This window comes from Streptomyces sp. NPDC031210, assembly GCF_055570395.1.
The window spans coordinates 182,291-199,347 of the sequence record NZ_JBVIHH010000011.1 but is presented as its reverse complement, the minus strand read 5'-3'; the positions used below and the strand labels follow the sequence as shown (position 1 = coordinate 199,347).

Genomic DNA, 17,057 nt, shown 5'->3' with positions numbered 1-17,057 from the left:
GGGAGGCGGGCGTCAGCCGACCGAGCCTTCCATCTGCAGCTCGATCAGCCGGTTGAGCTCCAGCGCGTACTCCATCGGCAGCTCACGGGCGATCGGCTCGACGAAGCCGCGCACGATCATCGCCATGGCCTCGAACTCCGTCAGGCCGCGCGCCATCAGGTAGAAGAGCTGGTCCTCGCTGACCTTGGAGACGGTCGCCTCGTGGCCCATGGACACGTCGTCCTCGCGGACATCGACGTAGGGGTAGGTGTCCGAGCGGGAGATGGTGTCCACCAGCAGCGCGTCGCACAGCACGTTGGACTTGGAGCCCGCGGCGCCCTCGCCGATCTCGACCAGGCCGCGGTAGGAGGTGCGGCCGCCGCCTCGCGCCACCGACTTGGAGACGATGTTGGAGGAGGTGTTCGGCGCCATGTGGACCATCTTGGAGCCGGCGTCCTGGTGCTGGCCCTCGCCCGCGAAGGCGATGGACAGGGTCTCGCCCTTGGCGTGCTCGCCCATGAGGTAGACCGCCGGGTACTTCATGGTCACCTTGGAGCCGAGGTTGCCGTCGACCCACTCCATGGTCGCGCCCTCGTAGGCGACGGCGCGCTTGGTCACCAGGTTGTAGACGTTGTTCGACCAGTTCTGGATCGTCGTGTAGCGGCAGCGGCCGCCCTTCTTCACGATGATCTCGACGACCGCGGAGTGCAGCGAGTCCGACTTGTAGATCGGCGCCGTGCAGCCCTCGACGTAGTGGACGTAGGCGTCCTCGTCGACGATGATCAGCGTCCGCTCGAACTGGCCCATGTTCTCGGTGTTGATCCGGAAGTAGGCCTGGAGCGGGATGTCGACGTGGACACCCTTGGGGACGTAGATGAACGAGCCGCCGGACCACACCGCGGTGTTCAGCGACGCGAACTTGTTGTCGCCGACCGGGATGACCGTGCCGAAGTACTCCTGGAAGAGCTCCGGGTGCTCCTTGAGCGCGGTGTCGGTGTCCAGGAAGATGACGCCCTGCTCCTCCAGGTCCTCGCGGATCTGGTGGTAGACGACCTCGGACTCGTACTGCGCGGCGACACCGGCGACCAGGCGCTGCTTCTCCGCCTCGGGGATGCCGAGCTTGTCGTAGGTGTTCTTGATGTCCTCGGGCAGGTCCTCCCAGGAGGCGGCCTGCTGCTCCGTGGAGCGGACGAAGTACTTGATGTTGTCGAAGTCGATGCCCGACAGGTCCGAGCCCCAGTTGGGCATGGGCTTCTTGTCGAACAGCCGCAGGCCCTTAAGGCGGAGCTTGAGCATCCACTCCGGCTCGTTCTTCTTGCCCGAGATGTCGCGGACGACGGCCTCGGAAAGACCGCGCTTGGCAGCGGCGCCGGCCACGTCGGAGTCGGCCCAGCCGTATTCGTACTTGCCCAGGCCCTCGAGCTCGGGGTGAGCAGTCTCCGTGGGGAGCGTCATGCGGGGTTCCTCCCGGCCGTGCTTGCAGATGCTGTGGTGGTCTTGGTGGCGCGTCCGGCCCTGCCGGCCTTCGGGATGAAGGTCGTGCACACCCCGTCGCCGTGGGCGATGGTGGCGAGACGCTGTACGTGCGTCCCCAGCAGACGGGAGAAGACCTCGGTCTCCGCCTCGCATAGCTGGGGGTACCGCTCGGCGACATGGGCGACCGGGCAGTGGTGCTGGCAGAGCTGTTCACCGAGCTGGGAATTGGGCGCGCTGCGCGCCGTAGCAGCGTACCCGTCCGCGGTCAACGCCTCGGCAAGGGCCTGGGTGCGGGCCTCGGGCTCGGCCGCCTCGACCGCCCGGCGGTAGCCCTCGGCCTGGGTGGCGAGCCGGGCGCGGGCGAACGCGGCGACCGCCGCCTCGCCCTTCTCGCCGCCGCCCGCGCTCTGCGCGATCCAGCGCAGCGCGTCGACGGCCAGCTCGTCGTAAGCCTGGTCGAAGGCGTCCCGCCCGCAGTCGGTGAGGGCGAAGGCCTTGGCCGGGCGGCCCCGGCCACGGGCTCCGTAGACCCGCTTCTCGCGGGGCTCTACGACGCCCTCGGCGGCCAGCGCGTCGAGATGACGGCGGACCGCGGCCTGGGTCAGCTCCAGGCGCAGGGCGAGTTCGGCCGCGGTGGACGGACCGTGGTCGAGAATGGAGCGGGCGACCTTGTTGCGGGTGCCCTGCTGTTCGTCGTGGGGTGAGGGAGCGGCGGAGTGCGCGGCCCGCCCGGCCCGTGCGGTGATCTCGGGCGCGGAGGTGGCCGGCGCCATGGCGGTCTCGACCACGGGCCCTCCTTGATCCTCGCTCGCGTATTTCACAACGCCATTGTTGCGTAATTCGTCGGAGCGATACAACCCTCGTCCAGATCACGGACGGGTGGCCTCGATCACTTAGGGTTACCTAATTCTGGCGGCCGTCCCGGCCCCCACCAGGCACGACGACGCACTCGCCGACCGGCCGCGCCCCGCTCGTCACCGCCCGAAATTCGCGGCTGCGGGCACCGCCACCCTGACGACCCGGCGCTTCGAAGCCTACGGAAAGACGAAGAAGCCCCGGCCGGGGCCCTGGGCGGGCGGACGGCGGCCAAACCCCCGTTCACGTCCGGCACGCCACTCTCCGTAGACTGCCCGGCATGCGAACCGAGCCTGCCGTCGAGGTCGTCGGCCTGGTCAAGCGATACGGGGCGGAAACCGCCGTCGACGGGCTCGACCTGACCGTCGCGCGGGGCACCGTGACCGCCGTCCTGGGCCCCAACGGCGCCGGCAAGACCACCACCGTCGAGACCTGCGAGGGCTACCGCCGCCCCGACGCCGGCACCGTCCGCGTCCTGGGCCTGGACCCGCTCGCGGACGCCGCGGCGCTGCGGCCGCGGATCGGCGTGATGCTCCAGTCCGGCGGCGTCTACCCGGGCGCCCGGGCCGAGGAGATGCTGCGGCACACCGCCACCCTGCACGCCCACCCCCTCGACGTGGACGTCCTCATCGACCGCCTGGGCCTGGGCGGCTGCGGCCGCACGGCCTACCGGCGGCTGTCCGGCGGACAGCAGCAGCGCCTGGCGCTGGCCATGGCCGTCGTCGGCCGCCCCGAACTGGTCTTCCTCGACGAGCCGACCGCCGGCCTCGACCCGCAGGCCCGGCGCGCCACCTGGGACCTCGTCCGCGAACTGCGCCAGGACGGCGTCGGTGTCGTACTGACCACCCACTTCATGGACGAGGCCGAGCAGCTCGCCGACGACGTCGCGATCATCGACGGCGGCCGGGTCATCGCCCAGGGCAGCCCGGAGGACCTGTGCCGGGGCGGCGCGGAGAACACCCTGCGCTTCACCGGCCGGCCGGGCCTGGACGTCGCCTCGCTCCTCACGGCCCTGCCCACCGACAGCGTGGCCGCCGAACTCACCCCCGGCGTCTACCGCGTCCAGGGCAAGGTCGACCCGCAACTGCTGGCCACCGTCGCCTCCTGGTGCGCGCAGAACGGCGTGATGCCCGACGCGATAGCCGTCGAACGGCACACTCTGGAGGACGTCTTCCTGGAGCTGACCGGCAAGGAGCTGCGCGCATGACCGCCACCGGTACGTTCGCCCCGCGGCCGGGAGCGGCCCCGCTGCCCCGGATGATCCGCGCCCAGGCGGCCCTGGAGACCAGGATGCTGCTGCGCAACGGCGAGCAGCTCCTGCTGACCGTCGTGATCCCCACCCTGCTGCTGGTGCTGTTCTCCGCCGTCGACATCATCGCCGTGCCCACCGACACGGCCGGTGGCGGCGGCCGGTCCGTCGACTTCCTGGCGCCCGGCATTCTGGCCCTCGCCGTGCTGTCCACCGCCTTCACCGGCCAGGCCATCGCCACCGGCTTCGAGCGGCGCTACGGCGTGCTCAAGCGGCTGGGAGCCTCGCCGCTGCCCCGCTGGGGCCTGATGGCCGCCAAGACTTGCGCGGTGGTGGTCACCGAAATCCTCCAGATCGCGCTGCTGACGGCCGTGGCCTTCGCCCTGGGCTGGTCCCCGCACGGCAACCCCCTCTCCGTCGTCCTGCTGCTCCTGCTGGGCACCGCCGCGTTCTCCGGCCTCGGTCTGCTGATGGCCGGCACGCTCAAGGCCGAGGCGACGCTGGCCGCCGCCAACCTGGTCTTCCTGCTGCTGCTGGTGGGCGGGGGCGTCATCGTCCCGCTGGAGAAGTTCCCGGAGGCCGCGCAGACCGTGCTGGGGCTGCTGCCGATCACGGCACTGTCCGACGGGCTGCGCGACGTCCTCCAGCACGGCGCTGGCATCCCCTGGCCGGACCTGGGCATCCTGGCGGTCTGGGCGGCGCTGGGTCTCGGCGCGGCGGCCCGCTTCTTCCGCTGGGAGTAGCCGCCCGGGCGGGCGTGCGGCGGGCGGCTCGGGTGGTTCCGTAGCGATACGCACCCCTCGTGAAAGTTTGCACAAGAGGCCGCCTACGATGGCCGGGTGCCGAACACGCTGAATCCCCTTGAGCTGATCGCCCGCCACTGGCAGCCGTCCGCGCGCTTCGTCCGGCGCGCCGCGCTCGCCACCGTCGTCATGGCCGTGGTCATCGTCATCACCGGCGGCGCGGTGCGGCTGTCGCAGTCCGGTCTGGGCTGCTCCACCTGGCCGCGGTGCACGCCGGACAGCCTGACGCCGACCGCCGCGATGGGCATCAACGGCCTGATCGAGTTCGGCAACCGCATGCTGACGTACGTGCTGTGCGCGTTCGTCGGCCTGTTCATCATCGCCGCCCGGGCGCGCGAGCCGCGGCGCCGTTCGCTGACCAGGCTGGGCTGGGCGCAGTTCTGGATCGTGATGGGCAACGCCGTCGTCGGCGGCATCACCGTCCTGACCGGCCTGAACCCCTACATCGTCAGCTCCCACTTCCTGCTCACCACCGCCCTGCTCACCGTCTCGGTGGTGGCCTGGCGGCGGGCGGCCGAGGGCGACGAGGAGCCGCGGGACCTGGTCGCCCGCCCGGTGCGCCAGCTCTCCTGGGTGCTGGTGGTGGCGACCGGCGTCCTGACGCTCGTCGGGACGGTCGTCACCGGCACCGGGCCGCACGCGGGCGACGCGAAGAAGGTCCACCGGATTCCGCTGGACTGGCAGGAGATCACCCAGCTCCACGTCGACTTCGTCTACATCGTCGTCGGCCTGACCGTGGCCCTGTGGTTCACCCTGCGGGCCGTCAAGGCGCCCGCCGCGCCCCGCCGCGCGGTACTGGAGCTGTTCGGCTGCCTCCTCTTCCAGGGCGTCATCGGCTACACCCAGTACTTCCTGGGGCTTCCCGAGATCGTCGTCGGGCTGCACATGTTCGGCTCGGCCCTGTTGTGGATCGCCGTCCTGCGGGTCGTCCTGAGCCTGCGCGAGCGCGGCCCGGTGCCGGTCGTGCCGGCGCCCGCCGCCGCGCCCGAGGCGCTGGAGCCCCAGCCGGCGGCCGGCGCCTAACCGATCCGGGCCCGTCGCGTCCGCTACGTCTCCAGGCGGTAGACCCGCCGGGCCGTCCCCGAGCCGATCATCTCGGTGATCCGCCGTCCGTCCGCCGCGGCGCACAGCCCCTCGTCGGTCCACTCGCGGACCACGCGTTCCATGTTGCGGGCGAAGAACCGCGCGCCGGTCACGTAGAGCTCGGCCAGACCGCGCGCGCCCGAGGAGAACAGCAGCTTGCCGAACGGGGCCTGGCCGAGGGTCTCGCGCGGGTCCGGTCCGGCGTCGGCGTAGACATGGGCGTGCGCGGCGGCGAACTGCGCCGCCCGCCGGTGGTGCGGCGCCCCCGGCAGCAGCACGAGATCCGCCCCGAGGCCGGTCGTGGCCCGCAAGAAGCCCGCCAGCGGCCGCGGGTCGGGGCAGTGCAACTGCACCGGAAGGCCCGTCGCCACCGCGCTCCACAGCAGATGCCGCACCAGGGCCGGCTCGTCGAGCCGCTGCCCCGGCCGGCGGTCGCGCAGCCAGCGCTCCGCGGCGCGCCGCACCTCGCCGGCCGCCGGGGGGTGCCCGTCGCAGTGCGTGGCCCCGGAGGCGAAGGCGGTGGCGTGCTGGGCCGCCGCGTACACGGCCTCGGCGGTGTAGCCGATGAAGGAGTCGACGCTGCCGGAGGTGTCGGCGACCTGCTCGGCGAGCGGTTCGAGGCGTACGACCTCGTGGGCGCGGGCCTCGGCGGCGGTGGCGAGTTCGGCGGCCGAGGTCAGATCGCTGGGGGCGCCGGCCTCCAGCAGGAACGTGCCGATGCCGGCGCCGCGCAGCAGGAGGCGGCCGGCGAGGTAGGCGCCGATCTCGCGCCGCCGGGCCAGATAGCGGGCGGGCGGGCAGTGCGGTTCCAGGCCGAGCAGCGGCGGGCACCAGCGGCGGACCGCGATGCCGGTCCAACTGTCGAAGTAGGTGGTGCCGGCGGGCGCGGGGCCGTGGGCGCCGGCCGCGGCGGCCAGATGCGTCTCGAACGATCCCAGGCCGAGCTCGCCGTGCGCCGCGCCGTGGCTGTACTGATCGATGAGCGGCGGAAACCCGTCCATCCGCTCCTCCTCACCCCAAGCCCACCCGCCGCGGCCGAAGCGCCGCGCCTGGTGGGCTTAACGGAGGAGGAGGTGGTCAGGTAGCGGGCTCCGGGCCCGGCGCGGGAGGCCGGAGCGCGCGCCTGGCGGGGCCTCAGGGGTTGGCGGGGCCGCCCACCTGGATGCCTGCCATCCGGGACCACTCGTAGGGGCCGGTGCGGACCTTCGCGGCGAGCTCGCCGTCGAATTCGTCCTGGAGTGCGAGGCCGGCCTGCTCCGCGGCCTTCTGGGCGTCGGTGAGGGTGTCCGCGACGAGATTGCCCCACTGGCCGTCGGCGCCGACGAGGGCGATACGGACGCGACCGCGGCCGATGTGCGCGAGCTGACCCTCGGCGCTGCCGCCGTGCGCGCCGGCGAAGGCGCGGATCTCCTTGGCGAGCTTGGCCGTGCGCCTGCCGGCCCGCTTCACGGCCTTCGCGCCGTCCGCCGCCACCTGCTCGTCCGCCTGCTGGGTGTCTGCCATGGACAGAATGCTACCCATCGGTAATCAACGAAGGAAGGGGTCCACGGCGACGGCCACGAAGAGCAGCGAGACATAGGTGATGGACCAGTGGAAGAGCCGCATCTCCTTGAGCGCCGCGCCCGTGATCCCGGCCTTGGCGCGGGACTGGAGTCCGTGCGCCTCCTTGAGCCAGAACGCACCGCAGGCCAGGGCGACCGCGGTGTAGAACCAACCGGTGTAGCCCAGCGGCTGCAGGAGCAGGGAGACGGCGACCATCACCCAGCTATAGGCGACGATCTGGCGGGCCACGGCCTTGTTTCCCGCGATGACCGGCAGCATCGGCACGCCGACCCGCTCGTAGTCGTCCTTGACCTTCATCGACAGCGGCCAGTAATGCGGCGGCGTCCAGAAGAAGATGACGAGGAAGAGGATCAGCGCGGCCCAGGAGACCGAATTCGTCACGGCCGACCAGCCGATGAAGACCGGCATGCAGCCCGCGATTCCGCCCCAGACGATGTTCTGCGCGGTGCGCCGCTTGAGGATCATCGTGTAAACGACGACGTAGAAAAGCAGCGCCCCGAGCGACAGCATCGCCGACAGCGGGTTGACGAGGAACCAGAACCAGGCGGTGGAGACCACCGCGAGGGTGGTGGCGAACACCAGGCATTCGCGGGGCGAGACCATGCCCGTCACCAGCGGTCGCTGGGAGGTGCGGTCCATCAGGGCGTCGATGTCGCGGTCGATGTACATGTTGAAGGCGCCCGCGCCGCCGGCGGAGAGATAGCCGCCGACGCAGGTGGCGAGCACCAGCCACAGGTCGGGAACGCCACCGGCCGCCAGGAACATCACCGGCACCGTCGTCATCAGCAGCAATTCGATGACGCGTGGCTTGGTCAGCGCCACGAACGCCTTGACGCGGGCCGGGAACGGCCGGTCGCCGGGACTCCCGGGGACCGAGGAAAGCTCCCCCTTGGCCTGAACGGCACGGGAGGCACCCCCCGCAGGACGGGATTCGACGGCCGTCACGCACACCCCTGGAAGTAACATCAGCGGCTCGGCGCCGCGGAGATAAGGCCAGCAAGCCCTGCCGGCCATGAAGAAACCGGTTGATGCTTGCGCGTACCACGCCACTTTAGACGCTGGCCATACGGCGATCTTCGCGGGGGTGCGGTCGTGTTGGGCGCCGGTCCACCGGCGCGGGGGCCGCTCCTTCGTCCGCGTCGGTGCCCACGTGCGCAAGGCGGACCCCTGCGCGGCCCGGCCGTCCGCGGGGCATCCTCACCCCCCGGCCGGGAATACGTGAAGTCCGGATTTAGTTGCCCAAAGCCACGGGCCGCCGTGGCGCCGTCCCACCGACTGAGCGCCGAAAACACCGACTGAGCGTCGAAAAGACGCACGCACTCGCAGGGGTAGGCTCGACACCGCCTGGCGGACATACCGTCCGTGGCATTCGACATGTGGAGAGGAGCCCTGACTCAGGGTGAGCACCAAGCCGACCACCACAGATCTCGAGTGGACCGAGCTGGACCAGCGGGCCGTAGATACCGTCCGTGTCCTGGCCATGGATTCCGTGCAGAAGGTCGGTAACGGCCATCCGGGTACGGCCATGAGCCTGGCTCCGGCCGCCTACCTTCTCTTCCAGAAGCTCATGCGGCACGACCCCGCGGACGCGGACTGGACCGGCCGCGACCGGTTCGTGCTCTCCGCCGGACACTCCAGCCTGACCCTCTACATCCAGCTCTACCTCGCCGGCTACGGCCTGGAGCTGGACGACCTCAAGGCCTTCCGCACCTGGGGTTCGAAGACCCCCGGCCACCCCGAGTACGGCCACACCACCGGCGTGGAGACCACGACCGGCCCGCTGGGCCAGGGTGTCGCGAACGCCGTGGGCATGGCGATGGCGGCCCGCTACGAGCGCGGCCTGTTCGACCCCGAGGCGGCGCCGGGCACCTCGCCCTTCGACCACACCATCTGGGTCATCGCCGGTGACGGCTGCCTCCAGGAGGGCATCTCCGCCGAGGCGTCCTCCCTCGCGGGCCACCAGAAGCTCGGCAACCTCGTGCTCCTGTGGGACGACAACCACATCTCCATCGAGGGCGACACCGAGACCGCGGTCTCCGAGGACACCCTCAAGCGCTACGAGGCGTACGGCTGGCACGTCCAGCGCGTCGACCAGCTCCCCAACGGCGACCTGGACCCGGCCGGCCTGGCCGAGGCGCTGCTGGCCGCCAAGGCCGAGACCGAGCGCCCGTCGTTCATCGCGGCCCGCTCGATCATCGCCTGGCCGGCTCCCAACGCCCAGAACACCGAGGCCGCGCACGGCTCGGCGCTGGGTGACGACGAGGTCGCCGCCACCAAGCGCGTGATGGGCTTCGACCCGGAGAAGTCCTTCGAGGTCTCCGACGAGGTCCTGGCGCACACCCGCGCCGCCCTCGACCGCGGCCGCGACGCCAAGGCCGAGTGGGAGAAGGCGTTCGCCGCCTGGCGCACCGCCAACCCCGAGCGCGCCGCCGAGTTCGACCGCATCGCCGCGGGCGAGCTGCCCGAGGGCTGGCAGGACCACCTCCCGGTGTTCGAGACCGGCAAGGCCGTGGCCACCCGCGCCGCGTCCGGCAAGGTGCTCCAGGCGCTCGGCGCCGTCATCCCCGAGCTGTGGGGCGGCTCCGCCGACCTCGCGGGCTCGAACAACACCACCATCGACAAGACCTCGTCGTTCCTCCCGGCGGGCAACCCGCTGCCGGAGGCCGACCCGTACGGCCGCACGATCCACTTCGGCATCCGCGAGCACTCCATGGCCGCGGAGATGAACGGCATCGCGCTGCACGGCAACACCCGCGTCTACGGCGGCACCTTCCTGGTGTTCTCCGACTACATGCGCAACGCCGTCCGGCTGTCGGCCCTGATGCACCTGCCGGTGACGTACGTGTGGACGCACGACTCCATCGGCCTGGGCGAGGACGGTCCGACCCACCAGCCGGTCGAGCACCTGGCCTCGCTGCGCGCCATCCCGGGTCTGAACATCGTGCGCCCGGCCGACGCCAACGAGACCGCCGTCGCGTGGCGCGAGATCCTCAAGCGGTACACCAAGGAGTTCGGCGTCGGGGCCCCGCACGGTCTCGCGCTGACCCGCCAGGGCGTTCCCACCTACAGCCCCGAGGCCACCGTCGACGCCGCCAAGGGCGGTTACGTGCTCTTCGAGGCCGAGACCTCCGACGGGCAGCAGGCCGAGCCGCAGGTGGTCCTGATCGGTACCGGCTCCGAGGTACAGCTCGCCGTCGCGGCGCGCGAGCAGCTCCAGGCCGAGGGTGTGCCCACCCGCGTGGTGTCGATGCCGTCGGTCGAGTGGTTCGACGAGCAGGACCAGAGCTACCGCGAGAGCGTCCTTCCCCCGTCCGTCAAGGCCCGTGTCGCCGTCGAAGCCGGCATCGGTCTGACCTGGCACCGCTTCGTCGGTGACGCCGGCCGCATCGTGTCGCTGGAGCACTTCGGCGCGTCGGCCGACGCCAAGGTCCTCTTCCGCGAGTTCGGCTTCACCGCCGACGCGGTGGCCGCCGCCGCGCGCGACTCGCTCGAAGCCGCCGCGCGCTGACGCCCGTCCACGACAAGTAGGAGATGCAGAACCCATGACAGACGCACTCAAGCGCCTCTCCGACGAAGGCGTCGCGATCTGGCTGGACGACCTGTCGCGCCAGCGCATCACGTCCGGCAACCTCGCCGAGCTGATCGACCAGCAGCACGTCGTCGGCGTCACCACCAACCCGTCGATCTTCCAGAAGGCGATCTCGGACGGGCACGGTTACGACCAGCAGCTCGCCGACCTCGCGGCCCGCAAGGTGACCGTCGAGGAAGCCCTCCGCATGATCACGACCGCGGACGTGCGGGACGCCGCCGACATCCTGCGGCCGGTCTACGACGCCACCGGCGGCCAGGACGGCCGGGTCTCCATCGAGGTCGACCCGCGCCTGGCGCACCACACCGAGCCGACGGTCGCCGAGGCCAAGCAGCTCGCGTGGCTGGTGGACCGCCCCAACACCCTTATCAAGATCCCGGCGACCAAGGCCGGCCTGCCGGCGATCACCGAGGTCATCGGCCGGGGCATCAGCGTCAACGTCACGCTGATCTTCTCGCTGGAGCGCTACCGCGAGGTCATGAACGCCTACCTCGCGGGCCTGGAGAAGGCCAAGGCCGCCGGCCTGGACCTCTCCAAGATCCACTCCGTGGCCTCGTTCTTCGTCTCGCGGGTGGACAGCGAGATCGACAAGCGCCTGGAGAAGCTCGGCACGGACGAGGCCAAGGCCCTCAAGGGCAAGGCCGCCCTGGCCAACGCCCGTCTCGCCTACCAGGCGTACGAGGAGGTCTTCGGCTCCGCCGACGGCTCCACCGAGGCGTCCGAGCGCTGGGCCGCGCTCGACAAGGCGCACGCCAACAGGCAGCGTCCGCTGTGGGCCTCGACCGGCGTCAAGGACCCGGCCTACAAGGACACGCTGTACGTCGACGAGCTGGTCGCCCCGGGCACGGTCAACACCATGCCGGAGGCCACCTTGGAGGCCAGCGCCGACCACGGCCGCATCACGGGTGACACCGTGCGCGGCGGGTACGCGCAGGCCAAGGCCGACCTCGAGGCGCTGGCGAAGCTCGGGATCTCGTACGACGACGTCGTGCAGCTCCTGGAGGACGAGGGCGTCGACAAGTTCGAGGCGGCCTGGAACGACCTGCTCAAGTCCACCGAGGCGGAGCTCAAGCGCCTTTCTCCTTCGGAGGCCTGAGGAATTGACCAGCAGCAATCCGCTGCGTGACGCACAGGACCGGCGGCTCCCGCGTATCGCGGGGCCGTCCGGCCTGGTCATCTTTGGCGTCACGGGCGATTTGTCACGTAAAAAGCTGATGCCGGCGGTCTACGACCTGGCCAACCGCGGCCTGCTCCCGCCGGGCTTCTCGCTCATCGGCTTCGCCCGCCGCGAGTGGGAGAACGAGGACTTCGCCCAGGAGGTCTACGAAGCCGTCAAGCAGCACGCGCGGACCCCCTTCCGCGAGGAGGTCTGGCAGCAGCTCGTCCAGGGATGCCGCTTCGTGCAGGGCAACTTCGACGACGACGAGGCTTTCGAGACGCTCAAGGCGACGATCGACGAGCTCGACAAGGCCCAGGGCACCGGCGGCAACTTCGCCTTCTACCTCTCCGTGCCGCCGAAGTTCTTCCCCAAGGTCGTCCAGCAGCTCAAGAAGCACGGGCTGGCCGACCAGAAGGAGGACTCCTGGCGCCGCGCGGTCATCGAGAAGCCCTTCGGGCACAACCTGGAGAGCGCCCAGGAGCTCAACCGGATCGTCCACGAGGTCTTCCCGGCCAACGAGGTCTTCCGGATCGACCACTACCTGGGCAAGGAGACGGTCCAGAACATCATGGCGCTGCGGTTCGCCAACACGATGTTCGAGCCGCTGTGGAACCGCGGTTACGTCGACCACGTCCAGATCACGATGGCCGAGGACATCGGCATCGGCGGCCGGGCCGGCTACTACGACGGCATCGGCGCCGCCCGGGACGTCATCCAGAACCACCTCCTCCAACTGCTCGCGCTGACCGCGATGGAGGAGCCCGCCTCCTTCGACGCGGACGCGCTGGTGGCGGAGAAGACCAAGGTGCTGGGCGCCGTCCGGCTCCCCAAGGACCTCGGCAAGGAGACGGTCCGCGCGCAGTACGCCGCGGGCTGGCAGGGCGGCGAGAAGGCCGTCGGCTATCTCCAGGAAGACGGCATCGACCCCAAGTCGAAGACCGACACCTACGCCGCGATCAAGCTGGAGATCGACAACCGCCGCTGGGCGGGCGTCCCCTTCTACCTGCGTACCGGCAAGCGCCTGGGCCGCCGCGTCACCGAGATCGCGGTGGTCTTCCAAAGGGCCCCGCACTCCCCCTTCGACCACACCGCCACCGAGGAGCTGGGGCAGAACGCCCTGGTCATCCGCGTGCAGCCGGACGAGGGCGTGACCGTCAGGTTCGGCTCCAAGGTGCCCGGCACCTCCATGGAGGTGCGGGACGTCTCGATGGACTTCGCGTACGGCGAGTCCTTCACGGAGTCCAGCCCCGAGGCGTACGAGCGGCTGATCCTCGACGTGCTGCTGGGCGACGCCAACCTCTTCCCGCGGCTGGAAGAGGTCGAGCAGTCCTGGCGGATCCTCGACCCGATCGAGGAGTTCTGGGACAAGAACGGCAAGCCCGCGCAGTATCCGGCGGGGACCTGGGGCCCCGTCGAGGCGGACGAAATGCTCGCACGAGACGGACGGAGCTGGCGTCGCCCATGAAGATCGATCTGACGGAAACCACGGCCAGCAAGATCAACAAGGCGCTGGTCCAGGGCCGTCGGGCCGTCGGCACCCCCGCCATCGGCATGGTGCTGACCCTCGTCATCGTCACCGACGAGGAGAACGCCTACGACGCCCTGAAGGCGGCCAACGACGCCTCCCGCGAGCACCCCTCGCGCACCCTCGTCGTCATCAAGCGGGTCAGCCGGTCGCCGCGCGATCGCGCCAAGGCGCGCCTGGACGCCGAGGTACGGGTCGGCACGGACGCCGGCACCGGCGAGACGGTCGTCCTGCGGCTGTACGGCGAGGCGATCGACCACGCCCAGTCCGTCGTGCTGCCGCTGCTGCTGCCGGACGCCCCGGTCGTGGTCTGGTGGCCGGTCAACTCCCCGATGGATCCCGCGAAGGACCCGCTCGGCGCGCTGGCCCAGCGGCGGGTCACCGACGCCTACTCCGCCGAGCAGCCCGCCCAGGAACTGTCCGGCCGCGCCGAGACGTACACCCCCGGCGACACCGACCTGTCGTGGACCCGCATCACCCCCTGGCGTTCGATGCTGGCGGCGGCGCTGGACCAGGCCCCGTGCACGGTCACCTCGGCCGAGGTCGAGGGCGAGGAGTTCAACCCCAGTTGCGAGCTGCTGGCCATGTGGCTCGCCAGCCGGCTGGGCGTGCCCGTCAAGCGCAGCCTGTCGGCCGGCCCCGGCCTCACGGCCGTACGGATGGAGACGAGCTGCGGGCCCATCGTGCTGCACCGGCCCGACGGCTCGCTCGCCACGCTCTCCATGCGCGGCCAGCCCGACCGCGCGGTGGCGCTCAAGCGGCGCGAGACGGCCGAGCTGCTCGCGGAGGAGCTGCGGCGGCTGGACCCGGACGACACCTACGCCACCTCGCTGAGGTACGGCGTGGACCGGCTCACCGGGCCGGGCGAGCCGGTGGCCGCGCCCGCCGCCGAGGCGCCGGCCGGCGAGAAGAGCGGCCCGGCCGAGCCCACGGCGAAGAAGGCGCCCGCCAAGAAGGCGGCGGCCAAGTGAGCGCTCCGCAGGTCGTCGTCCACCGCGACAAGGAGCTGATGGCGAAGGCCGCGGCGGCCCGGCTGATCACGAAGATCGTCGACGCCCAGTCCGCGCGCGGTTCCGCCTCGGTGGTCCTGACCGGCGGGCGCAACGGCAACGGGCTGCTCGCGGCGCTCGCCGAGGCGCCCGCCCGGGACGCGGTGGACTGGTCGCGCCTGGACCTGTGGTGGGGCGATGAGCGGTTCCTGCCGGAGGGCGACCCGGAGCGCAACCACACCCAGGCCCGCGAGGTGCTGCTGGACAGCGTGCCGCTGGATCCGGCCCGCGTGCATCCGATGGCTCCCTCGGGGGGCCCGTTCGGCAATGACCCGGAAGCTGCCGCGGCGGCGTACGCGGCCGAACTCGCCGCCGCCGCGGGGCCCGAGGACCACGGCCCGGTGCCGTCCTTCGACGTCCTGCTGCTGGGGGTCGGCCCGGACACCCATGTCGCCTCCCTCTTCCCCGAACTGCCCGGCGTACGCGAGACCGAGCGGACGGTGGTCGCGGTGCACGGCGCGCCCAAGCCGCCGCCCACCCGCGTCTCGCTGACCCTGCCCGCGATCCGCGCGGCCCGGGAGGTCTGGCTGCTGGCGGCCGGTGAGGACAAGGCGGGGGCCGCGGCCATCGCGCTGTCGGGGGCGGGCGAGGTCCAGGCCCCGGCCGCCGGCGCGCGCGGCCGCAGCCGGACGCTGTGGCTGCTGGACGGGGCGGCGGCGTCCCGGCTGCCGCGCGACCTGTACCCGCCGGCGTCGGCGTAGAACCGCGAACGGCAGCGGCCCCGCTCTCCTTCAGGAGGGCGGGGCCGCTGCCGTTCGGCCGTGCGCGCCCGGGGCGCGCCTTTCGGTCAACGGCCGCGCAGCTCGCGGTACTTGGCGACCAGTCCGGCCGTGGAGGCGTCCAGGCCCGGCACCGGCGCGCCGTCCGTCAGCGCCGGCTCGACCCGCTTGGCGAGGACCTTGCCGAGCTCGACGCCCCACTGGTCGAAGGAGTCGATGTTCCACACCGCGCCCTGGACGAACACCTTGTGCTCGTACAGCGCGATCAACTGGCCCAGCACGGACGGGCTGAGCTCCCTGGCGAGGATGGTGGTCGAGGGGCGGTTGCCCTGGAAGGTCTTGTGCGGCACCAGTTCCTCGGCCACGCCCTCGGCGCGCACCTCCTCGGGCGTCTTGCCGAAGGCGAGCGCCTGGCCCTGCGCGAAGAGGTTGGCCATCAGCAGGTCGTGCTGGGCGACCAGGCCGGGCTGGAGGTCGGCGACCGGCTCGGCGAAGCCGATGAAGTCGGCCGGGATCATCTTCGTGCCCTGGTGCAGGAGTTGGTAGTAGGCGTGCTGGCCGTTCGTGCCGGGCGTGCCCCACACGACGGGGCCGGTCTGCCAGGAGACGGGGTTGCCCTCGCGGTCCACGGACTTGCCGTTGGACTCCATGTCCAACTGCTGGAGATAGGCGGTGAACTTCGAGAGGTAGTGGCTGTAGGGCAGCACCGCGTGCGACTGGGCGTCGAAGAAGTTGCCGTACCAGACGCCGAGCAGGCCCAGCAGCAGCGGGACGTTCTCCTCCGGCGGCGCGCAGCGGAAGTGGTCGTCGACGAGGTGGAAGCCGGCCAGCATCTCGCGGAACCGGTCGTGGCCGATCGCGATCATCAGCGACAGGCCGATCGCGGAGTCGTAGGAGTAGCGGCCGCCGACCCAGTCCCAGAACTCGAACATGTTGTCCGGGTTGATGCCGAACTCCGTCACCTTCTCGGTGTTGGTCGACAGCGCCACGAAGTGCTTGGCCACGGCGTCTTCCCCGGCCCGCAGCCCGGTCAGCAGCCAGTTCCGGGCGGAGACGGCGTTGGTGATCGTCTCGATCGTGGTGAAGGTCTTGGACGCGATGATGAACAGCGTCTCGGCCGGGTCCAGGTCGCGCAGGGCCTCGTGCAGATCGGCGCCGTCGACGTTGGAGACGAAGCGGAAGCGCATGTCCCGGTGGGTGTAGGCGCGCAGCGCCTCGTAGGCCATGGCCGGGCCCAGGTCCGAGCCGCCGATACCGATGTTGACGACCGTGGTGATGGGCTTGCCGGTGTGCCCCTTCCAGTCACCGGAACGCACCCGGTCGGAGAAGGTGCCCATCTTCGTCAGGACGTGTTGCACCGCGGGGACGACGTTGACGCCGTCGCTCTTGATGACCGTGGAGCCGGGGGCGCGCAGCGCGGTGTGGAGGACGGCGCGGTCCTCGGTGATGTTGATCTTCTCGCCGCGGAACATCGCGTCGCGCAGCGCGGTCACCCCGCGGGCCGTGGCCAACTCGCGCAGCAGCCGCAGCGTGTCGTCGGTGATCAGGTGCTTGGAGTAGTCCAGGTGCAGATCGCCGACCCGGAGGGTGTAGCGCTCGGCGCGGCCCGGGTCCTGCTCGAACAGCTCCCGCAGATGCACCTCCCCCAGTTGCTCACGGTGCTTGCTCAGCGCGGTCCACTCAGGCATCTGGTCGAGCCTGCTGCGGCCTTCTGCGTTCATCTCGGACATCAGCCTTCTCATCTCGTACCGGCCCCGCCATGCTCCAACCTAATTGATCAGAGCGCGGTATGAGGTGCCTGTCCGCTCTCGGAAGACGAGCTGTCGGACAGGTGGCGGACGGGTGGCGGAGCCACCGCGGCCCGCGCGGTGGCGGCCGCACCGCACGCGACCGGCCCGGGGGGGGGGGGGGGGTGGTTCCTGCCTTCGGGTGGGGTTTTGTGGTTTTGTTTTCTCTCCCTCTCCCCCACCGCTCTTTTAAGTGTCCCCCCCCGAGCCCCTCCCCACCA

14 protein-coding genes are annotated in these 17,057 nt (G+C 71.1%); 8 read left to right on the top strand and 6 right to left on the bottom strand.

The features are described 5' to 3' along the window. Nucleotides 1-12: 12 nt before the first annotated feature. Nucleotides 13-1,434: a Fe-S cluster assembly protein SufB gene (gene sufB / locus ACZ45Z_RS21405; protein ID WP_468364576.1), complete on the bottom strand. Its 1,422-nt coding sequence runs from the start codon at nt 1,432-1,434 to the stop codon at nt 13-15. Continuing rightward, entirely contained in the window at nt 1,431-2,228 is a 798-nt protein-coding gene (locus tag ACZ45Z_RS21400) for a helix-turn-helix transcriptional regulator (protein WP_468364832.1), read from the bottom strand. Before ACZ45Z_RS21400 ends, sufB begins: the two co-directional genes overlap by 4 nt. Before the next feature lie 362 nt (nt 2,229-2,590). On the opposite strand from ACZ45Z_RS21400, the gene ACZ45Z_RS21395 reads away from it, so the two are divergent. The 3 genes from ACZ45Z_RS21395 to ACZ45Z_RS21385 all read left to right on the top strand — a co-directional run bounded on the left by ACZ45Z_RS21395 (nt 2,591) and on the right by ACZ45Z_RS21385 (nt 5,385). Further along, nucleotides 2,591-3,517, top strand: a complete 927-nt coding sequence (locus tag ACZ45Z_RS21395; RefSeq protein ID WP_468364573.1) for an ABC transporter ATP-binding protein — start codon at nt 2,591-2,593, stop codon at nt 3,515-3,517. After that, on the top strand, nt 3,514-4,302 hold the full coding sequence (locus ACZ45Z_RS21390) for an ABC transporter permease (RefSeq protein ID WP_468364570.1): 789 nt from the start codon (nt 3,514-3,516) through the stop codon (nt 4,300-4,302). The genes ACZ45Z_RS21395 and ACZ45Z_RS21390 overlap by 4 nt, the downstream gene beginning before the upstream one ends. Nucleotides 4,303-4,398: 96 nt before the next feature. Further along, nucleotides 4,399-5,385: a COX15/CtaA family protein gene (locus ACZ45Z_RS21385; protein ID WP_468364567.1), complete on the top strand. Its 987-nt coding sequence runs from the start codon at nt 4,399-4,401 to the stop codon at nt 5,383-5,385. Between the two features lie 23 nt (nt 5,386-5,408). Here ACZ45Z_RS21385 and ACZ45Z_RS21380 read toward each other — a convergent pair whose 3' ends face one another. The 3 genes from ACZ45Z_RS21380 to ACZ45Z_RS21370 form a co-directional block, all read right to left on the bottom strand. Then, a complete protein-coding gene (locus ACZ45Z_RS21380) occupies nt 5,409-6,446 on the bottom strand; it encodes an amidohydrolase (RefSeq protein ID WP_468364565.1) in 1,038 nt (345 codons plus the stop codon). A gap of 133 nt (nt 6,447-6,579) precedes the next feature. Continuing rightward, nucleotides 6,580-6,948, bottom strand: coding sequence for a hypothetical protein (locus tag ACZ45Z_RS21375; RefSeq protein ID WP_468364563.1), 369 nt, complete (start codon nt 6,946-6,948; stop codon nt 6,580-6,582). 24 nt (nt 6,949-6,972) lie between these two features. Further along, nucleotides 6,973-7,953, bottom strand: coding sequence for a heme o synthase (locus ACZ45Z_RS21370; protein ID WP_468364561.1), 981 nt, complete (start codon nt 7,951-7,953; stop codon nt 6,973-6,975). Between the two features lie 454 nt (nt 7,954-8,407). Between ACZ45Z_RS21370 and tkt the strand changes: the two genes are divergently transcribed. Genes tkt through pgl form a run of 5 tightly spaced genes read left to right on the top strand, consistent with a single transcriptional unit; the run spans nt 8,408 to nt 15,031 of the window. Next, the gene (gene tkt / locus ACZ45Z_RS21365) at nt 8,408-10,516 is read left to right on the top strand and encodes a transketolase (RefSeq protein ID WP_468364559.1); all 2,109 of its coding nucleotides are present in this window, start codon (nt 8,408-8,410) and stop codon (nt 10,514-10,516) included. 34 nt (nt 10,517-10,550) lie between these two features. After that, complete coding sequence (gene tal, locus ACZ45Z_RS21360) at nt 10,551-11,693, top strand: transaldolase (protein ID WP_468364556.1); 1,143 nt, start codon at nt 10,551-10,553, stop codon at nt 11,691-11,693. Between the two features lie 4 nt (nt 11,694-11,697). Continuing rightward, nucleotides 11,698-13,221, top strand: coding sequence for a glucose-6-phosphate dehydrogenase (zwf, locus tag ACZ45Z_RS21355; RefSeq protein WP_468364554.1), 1,524 nt, complete (start codon nt 11,698-11,700; stop codon nt 13,219-13,221). Then, entirely contained in the window at nt 13,218-14,252 is a 1,035-nt protein-coding gene (opcA, locus tag ACZ45Z_RS21350) for a glucose-6-phosphate dehydrogenase assembly protein OpcA (protein WP_468364552.1), read from the top strand. The genes zwf and opcA overlap by 4 nt, the downstream gene beginning before the upstream one ends. After that, on the top strand, nt 14,249-15,031 hold the full coding sequence (gene pgl, locus ACZ45Z_RS21345; protein ID WP_468364549.1) for a 6-phosphogluconolactonase: 783 nt from the start codon (nt 14,249-14,251) through the stop codon (nt 15,029-15,031). The genes opcA and pgl overlap by 4 nt, the downstream gene beginning before the upstream one ends. An 86-nt stretch (nt 15,032-15,117) precedes the next feature. Here pgl and pgi read toward each other — a convergent pair whose 3' ends face one another. Then, entirely contained in the window at nt 15,118-16,770 is a 1,653-nt protein-coding gene (gene pgi / locus ACZ45Z_RS21340; protein WP_468364829.1) for a glucose-6-phosphate isomerase, read from the bottom strand. Nucleotides 16,771-17,057 lie beyond the last annotated feature (287 nt).

Excerpts from the sequence above, each read along its gene's own strand:
- sufB (WP_468364576.1), bottom strand. The coding sequence starts at position 1,434 with ATGACGCTCCCCACGGAGACTGCTCACCCCGAGCTCGAGGGCCTGGGC.
- ACZ45Z_RS21380 (WP_468364565.1), bottom strand. The coding sequence starts at position 6,446 with ATGGACGGGTTTCCGCCGCTCATCGATCAGTACAGCCACGGCGCGGCG.
- ACZ45Z_RS21375 (WP_468364563.1), bottom strand. The coding sequence starts at position 6,948 with ATGGCAGACACCCAGCAGGCGGACGAGCAGGTGGCGGCGGACGGCGCG.
- opcA (WP_468364552.1), top strand. The coding sequence starts at position 13,218 with ATGAAGATCGATCTGACGGAAACCACGGCCAGCAAGATCAACAAGGCG.
- tal (WP_468364556.1), top strand. The coding sequence starts at position 10,551 with ATGACAGACGCACTCAAGCGCCTCTCCGACGAAGGCGTCGCGATCTGG.
- ACZ45Z_RS21395 (WP_468364573.1), top strand. The coding sequence starts at position 2,591 with ATGCGAACCGAGCCTGCCGTCGAGGTCGTCGGCCTGGTCAAGCGATAC.
- ACZ45Z_RS21400 (WP_468364832.1), bottom strand. The coding sequence starts at position 2,228 with ATGGCGCCGGCCACCTCCGCGCCCGAGATCACCGCACGGGCCGGGCGG.
- pgi (WP_468364829.1), bottom strand. The coding sequence starts at position 16,770 with ATGAACGCAGAAGGCCGCAGCAGGCTCGACCAGATGCCTGAGTGGACC.
- ACZ45Z_RS21390 (WP_468364570.1), top strand. The coding sequence starts at position 3,514 with ATGACCGCCACCGGTACGTTCGCCCCGCGGCCGGGAGCGGCCCCGCTG.